Source organism: Vibrio sp. V42_P2S4T144, from assembly GCF_009904715.1.
GTDB lineage: Bacteria > Pseudomonadota > Gammaproteobacteria > Enterobacterales > Vibrionaceae > Vibrio > Vibrio alginolyticus.
Map to the genome: position 1 here is coordinate 1 of NZ_WXWS01000415.1, position 8,806 is coordinate 8,806.

Consider the following 8,806-nt stretch of genomic DNA (forward strand, 5'->3'; position numbering starts at 1 on the left):
CCCTTTGAAGTTCGTGGTTTAATGTTCCGAACGCTTATCCTATAATGGTAGGAAGATTGAATTCTGTTAAATCGCTGCAGATGATCCAACGGGAAAGTATATGTCAGATAATAATCAGGCGCTGAAGGATGCGGGTTTAAAAGTAACCCTTCCGAGGCTAAAAATTCTAGAAGTACTTCAGCAGCCAGACTGCCAGCACATCAGTGCTGAAGATTTGTACAAAAAGTTGATTGATCTAGGTGAAGAAATTGGCCTAGCAACTGTTTACCGAGTTCTAAACCAGTTCGACGATGCTGGTATTGTAACTCGTCACCACTTTGAAGGTGGAAAGTCAGTCTTCGAATTATCGACTCAACATCACCACGACCACCTAGTGTGCCTAGACTGTGGTGAGGTAATTGAATTTTCTGACGATCTTATTGAAGAACGTCAAAAAGAGATTGCAGCTAAGTACAATGTCACACTAACAAACCACAGCTTATACTTGTACGGCAAGTGTAGCGATGGTGGTTGTAAAGACAATCCAGATGCACACAAACCGAAAAAATAAGGGTTTGTTAATTTAAAAAGTAAACGTCAGCACATGCTGGCGTTTTTTGTTTCTAGAAGTCAGTACCTTAGACGTCAGTACTTTGGTTACAGAACAAAAGCTACTAAACACCCATCTTTTTTATCCACAGTTTTGCACATCTGTATAGCACTCTGTGGGATTAGGTATAAAAAATGCCAGCGTTTGCTGGCATTTTTCATCACTCTCAGCATTAATTAAGATTATTGATTCTCAATTTTTGCCCAGGTATCACGTAAACCAACCGTGCGGTTGAATACTAGATTATCTGCTGAAGAGTCTTTCGAGTCTGCACAGAAGTAACCCATACGTTCAAACTGGTAACCTTTTTCTGCTTCTGCAGAAGCTAGGCTAGGCTCGACAAAGCCATTGATCACAACTAATGATTCAGGGTTGATAGTAGAAGCAAAATCTTCCGCTGTGCCTGGGTTTGGCACCGTAAATAAACGATCGTACAGACGAATTTCCGCAGGAAGAGCTTTATCTGCTGACACCCAATGAATAACGCCTTTCACTTTACGACCATCTGCTGGGTTTTTACCTAGCGTATCTGCATCATAAGAACAGAAGATAGTTGTGATGTTGCCTTCTGCATCTTTTTCAACGCGCTCCGCTTTGATCACGTAAGCACCACGTAAACGAACTTCTTTACCTAGCACTAAACGCTTGTACTTTTTGTTCGCTTCTTCACGGAAGTCTTCACGCTCAATCCACAATTCACGCGTGAATGGCACTTCACGCACGCCCATTTCAGGTTTATTTGGGTGGTTGGCAACTGTCAAGTTTTCTACTGCGCCTGCTTCAAAGTTTTCGATAACAACTTTAACAGGATCCAGTACAGCCATTGCACGCGGAGCGTTCTCGTTTAGGTCATCACGAATACAAGATTCTAATGAACTAAACTCGATCATATTTTCTTGCTTCGTTACACCAATACGCTTACAAAACTCACGAATAGATGCAGGTGTGAAGCCACGACGACGCAGACCTGAGACAGTCGGCATACGTGGATCATCCCAACCATTAACCAGTTTTTCAGTAACTAGCTGGTTAAGCTTACGCTTAGACATCACTGTGTATTCAAGGTTTAAACGACTGAACTCGTATTGATGTGGACGGCTTTCGATCGTGATGTTGTCTAGAACCCAATCGTACAGACGACGGTTATCCATGAATTCAAGCGTACAAATAGAGTGCGTAATGCCTTCTAGTGCATCAGAAATACAGTGCGTAAAGTCGTACATTGGGTAAATGCACCACTTATCACCAGTTTGGTGGTGCGTAGCAAAACGCACACGGTATAAAACTGGATCGCGCATGACCATGAATGAAGAACCCATGTCGATTTTAGCACGAAGACACGCTTTACCTTCTTCAAATTCACCAGCGCGCATTTTTTCAAACAACGCCAAGTTCTCTTCAACAGAACGGTCACGGTATGGACTTGGTTTACCTGGCGCCTTTAGTGTGCCGCGGTATTCACGAATTTGCTCTGGACTTAGCTCATCTACGTACGCTAAGCCTTTGTTAATCAATTCAATTGCATATTCGTAAAGCTTATCGAAGTAGTTTGATGAGTAACATACTTCACCACTCCACTCAAAGCCCAACCAGTTTACATCTTTCTTGATAGACTCAACGTATTCGATGTCTTCTTTTTCAGGGTTTGTATCGTCGAAACGCAGATTACATTGACCCTGGTAGTCCTGAGCAATACCGAAGTTCAAACAGATAGACTTAGCATGACCGATATGCAGGTAGCCATTTGGCTCCGGCGGGAATCGAGTATGCACGCTAGTGTGTTTACCATCCGCTAGATCTTTATCAATGATCTGGCGAATAAAGTTTGATGGACGAGCATCAGCTTCACTCATCTATAGCACCTCAAAAATATTAGTATTGTCAGAGAAAACGGAACCCTGTATCCAAGTATGGTTTCACAGAGTACATTGTTCCTAATGATCCACAATTCTAAGCAATTAGACAACAAGAACTCGCTCTAAAACGACAATATTTATCGAGTTAGCGTGAAAGCAAAGCAGATTCAAAGGGCCTAAACGAAAAAAGGCCTCCTGCGGAGGCCTTTTGCGATGTTGTAGTATCAATTGTTTGCAATACCAATAACAAACAATCACACCACTATTAAACAGTTAAGCTGGTAGCTGAACACCACTTAAGTCTTCATCTTTAGATACATTCTTCATCTCACCAGCAACAATCTCTGCTAGTGGACCAAGAATAACTTGTAGGTTGTTTGTACCTAGCTTCACAACTCCCATAGCTCCAAGATCTTTCAGAGTTTTCTCATTGATAACGCTCATATCTTTCACAGAAAGGCGCAAACGAGTAATACAGGCATCGATAGAACTTAGGTTGTCATGACCGCCAAGTGCCTTCAAGTACTGACGAGCAAGCTCTGAAGAATTGCTTGATCCAGCCACGTTAGATGAAGCTTCTTCATCATCTTCACGTCCCGGTGTTTTAAGGCCAAACTTAACAATCACGGTACGGAACACGAAGTAGTAAACCGCAAAGAAACCAAGACCTTGTACAATGAGCATGTACCAGTTTACCGCTAGCGGGTTACGAGTCGACAATACTAAGTCGACTAAACCAGCAGAGAAACCGAAACCTGCAATCCACTGCATTGATGCCGCGATATAAACTGATAGACCAGTCAGCGCTGCGTGAAGAACGTACAGTCCTGGAGCAAGGAACATGAATGCAAATTCAAGTGGTTCTGTTACACCTGTAAAGAATGAAGCAAACGCAGCCGCAATCATGATAGATGCCACTTTCTCTTTATTCTTTGATTTCGCAGTATGGTACATCGCTAGAGCAGCGCCTGGTAAACCAAACATCATGATTGGGAAGAAGCCCGCTTGGTACATCCCCGTAACACCTACCGTTGCCGTGCCTTCAGCTAATGATTTCGCACCGCCAAGGAAGTTTGGAATGTCATTAATACCAGCAACATCAAACCAGAACACTGAGTTTAGTGCATGGTGCAGACCAACAGGAATTAGAAGACGGTTGAAGAATGCGTAAACACCTGCACCTGCTTCACCCATACCTTGAATGCTTTCGCCAAAACTGACCAGACCGCCGTAAACTGATGGCCAAACGTACATCAGGATGAACGCAATAACGATACCAGCAAAAGACGTTAGGATAGGTACGAGACGCTTACCAGAGAAAAACGCCAGCGCTTTGTGCAGCTCTACGTGAGAAAAACGGTTGTACAACTCAGCAGAAACAATACCAACCAAGATACCGACGAACTGGTTATTGATTTTACCAAATGCAGCAGGTACTTCACTTGGGTCAATGCCTTGAATTTGTGATACTGCACCAGGGGCCAAAAGCGTTGTGACAACTAAGAAGCCCACGAAACCTGAAAGTGCAGCGGCGCCATCTTTGTCTTTAGACATTCCGTAAGCAACACCAACAGCGAACAATACTGACATGTTGTCAATGATCGCTGCACCAGCTTTAATAAGAAATGCAGCAAGTGCACTGTTTGCGCCCCAGCCATTTGGGTCGATCCAGTAGCCAATACCCATGAGTATTGCTGCTGCAGGAAGTGTGGCAACCGGCACCATAAGCGCCTTACCCACCTTCTGGAAGTATCCGAGAATGTTCACCTTAAGTTCCCCCTATAGGATTAGATGTTATGTTGAATGACTTATTTCAGCCGTCCAATTTAGTCATCCTAAGTTTATGATATTAATTTTGCTCCGCAAATTAAAAGCTCACCGTTTGTGATCATAATCACCACAATTTGCCCTTTCGGAAGGTTTTTGCTAGCGAGATCATAAAACTTATTTTATTATACGAAAAAATGGCGTTTTAAAGATAATATTCTCGCACTTTATGCAAGGCAGAATCAGTGTTATTTTGGTATCTAGGCGGGTAAATCACTGTAACTTTGCTCTGAAAAAGAATCATAAAAAACCATACAATTATTACTTTTCAGTTAGTTACTATGACAATAACATCGATAAAACGCGACTTGCTGTATGTGACTCGTTATCTAATTCAGTGATACAAACTAAGTACCCATATGACTGAAGCAGTCTCTACTTAGATAACGATATAGAAATTGAATTCTCATCTATAAGGACTAGCTGACTATGTACGCGCTAAGTAACTGTAAAATTTATACCGGTAGTGATGTTCTTACCGATCATGCGGTCATCATCGAAAACGATCTTATCCAATCTATTGTGCCGGTTTCTGAGCTACCTCAAAGCATCGAAGTAAAAGACCTTGCAGGCGTTAATCTAAGTCCAGGCTTTATCGATCTGCAGTTGAACGGTTGTGGCGGTGTAATGCTAAACGATGCAATTACCCCTGAAACCATGCAAATCATGCACCAAGCAAACCTCAAATCTGGCTGTACTAGCTTCCTGCCAACACTCATTACGTCATCTGATGAAGATATGCGAACTGCAATTGCCGCAGCTCGTGAGTACCACAACAAGTATCAAAATCAATCGCTTGGTTTACACCTCGAAGGTCCTTACCTTAACGTCGCGAAAAAAGGCATCCATAACGTCGATTTTATTCGCCCATCAGACGAAAGCATGATCGACCTTATCTGCGCAAACGCCGATATCGTAGCGAAAGTAACACTAGCACCTGAGCATAACGACCCAGAGCATATTGCGCGATTAAAGGCTGCTGGCATCGTGGTTTCAATTGGCCATACAAATGCAACCTACGCCGAAGCACGTAAAAGCTTTGAAGCAGGCATTACTTTTGCTACACACCTCTTTAATGCAATGACACCAATGGTTGGTCGTGAACCAGGAGTTGTTGGTGCAATTTACGATACTCCTGACGTATACGCTGGCATTATTGCTGATGGTTTTCACGTCGACTACGCAAACATCCGAATTGCTCATAAAATCAAAGGTGAAAAGCTTGTTTTGGTGACGGATGCCACAGCTCCAGCAGGTGCTAACATTGATCACTTTATTTTTGTCGGTAAGAAAGTATATTACCGAGATGGTAAGTGTGTTGATGAAAATGGCACGCTAGGCGGCTCAGCTTTGACAATGATCGAAGCAGTTCAGAATTCAGTTGAGCACGCGGGGATCGCTTTAGACGAAGCTCTACGAATGGCCACGTTATACCCAGCAACAGCAATTGGTGTTGAGGATCGCCTTGGCCGAGTTCGAAAAGGGATGGTTGCAAACCTGACTATTTTCGATCGTGACTTTAAAGTAAAAGCGACGGTTGTTAACGGACAATACGAGCAAAATTAAGCATGAATGGCGGACAGATTGGTAATGTAGATTTAGTAAAACAGCTTAACAGCGCTGCGGTATATAGGCTGATTGATCAGCAAGGTCCTATCTCCCGTATTCAAGTCGCGGACGTGAGTCAGCTCGCGCCTGCTAGTGTTACCAAAATAACCCGCCAACTTTTAGAGCGCGGCCTTATTAAGGAGGTCGCCCAACAAGCTTCAACTGGTGGTCGTCGTGCGATCTCTTTGACTACTGAAGTCAAACCTTTTCATTCGATTGCCGTTCGCTTAGGTCGAGATTACGTACAGTTCAGTTTATACGATTTAGGTGGCACCGCGCTTGCAGAAGATCAGCATGAATTGCACTACACTAACCAAGCAGACTTAATCGCAGGGCTTATCGATTTATTAAAAGATTTCGTAAGCCGTTGCGAAGACAAAATTGATCAACTCATCGCTATCGGCATCACTTTACCGGGCCTTGTTAACCCAACAACTGGCGTGGTCGAATACATGCCTAATACCGATATCGATAATCTTGCTCTCGGTGAAATTGTTGGAGAGAAGTTTAATACAGCATGCTTTGTTGGCAACGACGTACGTGGCATGGCGTTGGCTGAGCACTACTTTGGAGCAAGCCAAGACTGCCAGGATTCTATTTTGGTTAGCGTCCACCGCGGTACTGGCGCAGGTATTATCGTTAACGGCCAGGTTTTTCTTGGTTTTAACCGCAACGTCGGTGAAATTGGTCATATCCAAATTGACCCGCTTGGTGAGCAATGCCAATGTGGAAACTTTGGCTGTTTAGAAACCGTAGCTGCAAACCCAGCGATTATTCAACGAGTGAAGCAACTGATTACTCAAGGATACGAATCAAGCTTAACCGACCTTGAAAACATCACAATTGAAGCGGTATGTCAGCACGCAATGAATGGTGATGAACTTGCGAAACAGAGTTTAGTGCGAGTGGGCAACCAGCTAGGTAAAGCGATTGCGATTACGGTTAACTTATTTAATCCACAGAAAATTGTAATTGCTGGCGATATTACTGCAGCACAAGATATTGTTTTCCCTGCAATTCAACGCAACGTAGAGAATCAATCTCTTAAAACTTTCCATAACGACCTCCCTATCGTGGCTTCTCACATTGATAAGCAGCCAACGATGGGCGCATTTGCGATGATTAAACGCGCTATGCTAAACGGAGTTTTGTTACAAAAGTTACTGGAAGACTAAGTTTATACAACCAATTGAGTTACAATCTCGGGCTGTGTTTTTACAGCCCGTTTTTGTATATCAGGAATACAGCTCAACAGTATGGAAATTATTCTAATTACAGCCGCTTTTTTAGCTGGTTTTATTGCGCTTAAATGCAGCCTCCCTCCCCTCGTTGGTTTTCTACTAGCTGGATTTGGCTTGCATGCATTTGGTTACCAAAGCAATGACGTTATTGTCACTCTCGCAGATCTTGGTGTTACTCTTCTTCTGTTTACTATTGGACTCAAACTCGATGTAAAAACCCTGCTGTCCAAAGAAATATGGGGAGGGGCAACCGCCCACAACATACTCTCTACCGCTTTTTTTGCCCTAGCGTTATCCGGCTTAAAACTACTGGGCTTGACTTCGCTAGCCAGTATGGACGGCAGCCAAATCCTGCTTTTAGCTTTTGCACTATCGTTCTCTAGTACCGTTTTTGCCGTAAAAGCATTGCAAGAAAAAGGCGAAATGAACGCGACCTACGGCACACTCGCGATCGGTATCTTGGTTATGCAAGATATTTTTGCCGTAGTATTCCTGACTGCTTCAACCGGAAAAGTCCCAGAATGGTATGCCATCGGTTTGTTCGCACTGCCTTTCCTTCGTCCCCTATTCTATAAGCTGCTCGATAAAGTTGGCCACGGCGAAATGCTGGTGCTATTCGGTATTTTCTTCGCGCTTGTTGTCGGTGCTGGGCTATTCGAGTTGGTCGGGATGAAACCAGACTTGGGCGCGCTAATTTTAGGCATGCTACTCGCAGGTCACCCAAAAGCCTCAGAACTATCCAAGTCATTATTCAATATGAAGGAGCTCTTTTTAGTCTGCTTCTTTTTAAACATTGGTTTATCCGCCTCATTGAGCGTGAATGGCGTCGTTCTCGCCCTGCTATTTATCTTACTGCTACCAATCAAAGGACTCTTGTACTTCGTCACTATTAATCATTTTAAGTTTCGAGTACGTACCTCTTTGCTCGCCTCTTTATCACTATTTAACTACAGTGAGTTTGGTCTTATTGTTGCAGGGTTGGCCTATAAAATGGGCTGGATGCCAAGTGATATGCTTGCTGCGATTGCGGTTGCGGTGTCGGTATCCTTTGTAATTTCCGCGCCACTTAACCGCCTTAGCCATAAAATTTATCAACATTCAGGTAAGTGGCTGCAAGAGACAGCGGTAGAAAAGCTCAATCAACGCGACCAACTCATCAACCCAGGTCATGCCCAAGTATTGATCTTAGGTATGGGGCGTATTGGAACGGGCGCTTATGATGAGCTACGTTCACGCTATGGCAAAATTTCATTGGGTATAGAAATTCGTGAAGACGCTGCACACCATCATCGTTCAGAAGGAAGAAATGTGATTTCTGGTGATGCCACCGACCCGGATTTCTGGGAGCGAATTTTAGATACAGGTCATGTAAAACTGGTTCTGCTTGCAATGCCACATCATCAAGGTAACCAAACAGCACTTGAACAGCTTAAACGCAGAAAATATAAGGGGCAAATTGCCGCTATCGCCGAATACCCAGATCAATTGGAAGGCTTACTTGAAAATGGCGTTGACGCAGCATTCAATATATATAGTGAAGCTGGTAGCGGTTTTGCTCGACACGTCTGTAAACAACTTCAGCCTAAATTCACACCAATTAAATAAGCAACAGCACTGATATTTTTTGAAAGGCTTTCTATTGATAGAAAGCCTTTTTTGTATAGTTTTTGTACCAAACCTTAATC

At 43.4% G+C, this 8,806-nt stretch carries 6 protein-coding genes; 4 read left to right on the forward strand and 2 right to left on the reverse strand.

Translation table 11 applies throughout. The features are described from left to right. The first annotated feature begins 100 nt into the window (after positions 1-100). Positions 101-550 carry a ferric iron uptake transcriptional regulator FcrX gene (fcrX, locus tag CAG68_RS13970; RefSeq protein ID WP_005382141.1) on the forward strand — a complete coding sequence of 150 codons (450 nt, stop codon included), beginning with the start codon at positions 101-103 and terminating at the stop codon, positions 548-550. 221 nt (positions 551-771) lie between these two features. Here fcrX and glnS read toward each other — a convergent pair whose 3' ends face one another. Continuing rightward, positions 772-2,442, reverse strand: coding sequence for a glutamine--tRNA ligase (gene glnS, locus CAG68_RS13975; RefSeq protein WP_054728940.1), 1,671 nt, complete (start codon positions 2,440-2,442; stop codon positions 772-774). A gap of 276 nt (positions 2,443-2,718) precedes the next feature. Continuing rightward, positions 2,719-4,212 carry an N-acetylglucosamine-specific PTS transporter subunit IIBC gene (nagE, locus tag CAG68_RS13980; RefSeq protein WP_005384985.1) on the reverse strand — a complete coding sequence of 498 codons (1,494 nt, stop codon included), beginning with the start codon at positions 4,210-4,212 and terminating at the stop codon, positions 2,719-2,721. Positions 4,213-4,701: 489 nt separating this feature from the next. Here nagE and nagA point away from each other — a divergent pair, with 489 nt between their 5' ends. From nagA to CAG68_RS13995, 3 genes are all read left to right on the forward strand, one after another. Further along, positions 4,702-5,838 carry an N-acetylglucosamine-6-phosphate deacetylase gene (nagA, locus tag CAG68_RS13985; RefSeq protein ID WP_086046579.1) on the forward strand — a complete coding sequence of 379 codons (1,137 nt, stop codon included), beginning with the start codon at positions 4,702-4,704 and terminating at the stop codon, positions 5,836-5,838. 2 nt (positions 5,839-5,840) lie between these two features. Beyond that, positions 5,841-7,055: a DNA-binding transcriptional regulator NagC gene (gene nagC, locus CAG68_RS13990; protein ID WP_005382105.1), complete on the forward strand. Its 1,215-nt coding sequence runs from the start codon at positions 5,841-5,843 to the stop codon at positions 7,053-7,055. A gap of 81 nt (positions 7,056-7,136) precedes the next feature. After that, positions 7,137-8,726 (forward strand): cation:proton antiporter family protein, encoded by a 1,590-nt coding sequence (locus tag CAG68_RS13995; protein ID WP_005384981.1) that lies wholly within the window; start codon positions 7,137-7,139, stop codon positions 8,724-8,726. Positions 8,727-8,806: the final 80 nt, after the last annotated feature.

Bases quoted from the DNA above. Each gene is read 5' to 3' on its own strand.
- fcrX (WP_005382141.1), top strand. From the start codon at position 101: ATGTCAGATAATAATCAGGCGCTGAAGGATGCGGGTTTAAAAGTAACC.
- glnS (WP_054728940.1), bottom strand. From the start codon at position 2,442: ATGAGTGAAGCTGATGCTCGTCCATCAAACTTTATTCGCCAGATCATT.
- nagA (WP_086046579.1), top strand. From the start codon at position 4,702: ATGTACGCGCTAAGTAACTGTAAAATTTATACCGGTAGTGATGTTCTT.
- nagC (WP_005382105.1), top strand. From the start codon at position 5,841: ATGAATGGCGGACAGATTGGTAATGTAGATTTAGTAAAACAGCTTAAC.
- CAG68_RS13995 (WP_005384981.1), top strand. From the start codon at position 7,137: ATGGAAATTATTCTAATTACAGCCGCTTTTTTAGCTGGTTTTATTGCG.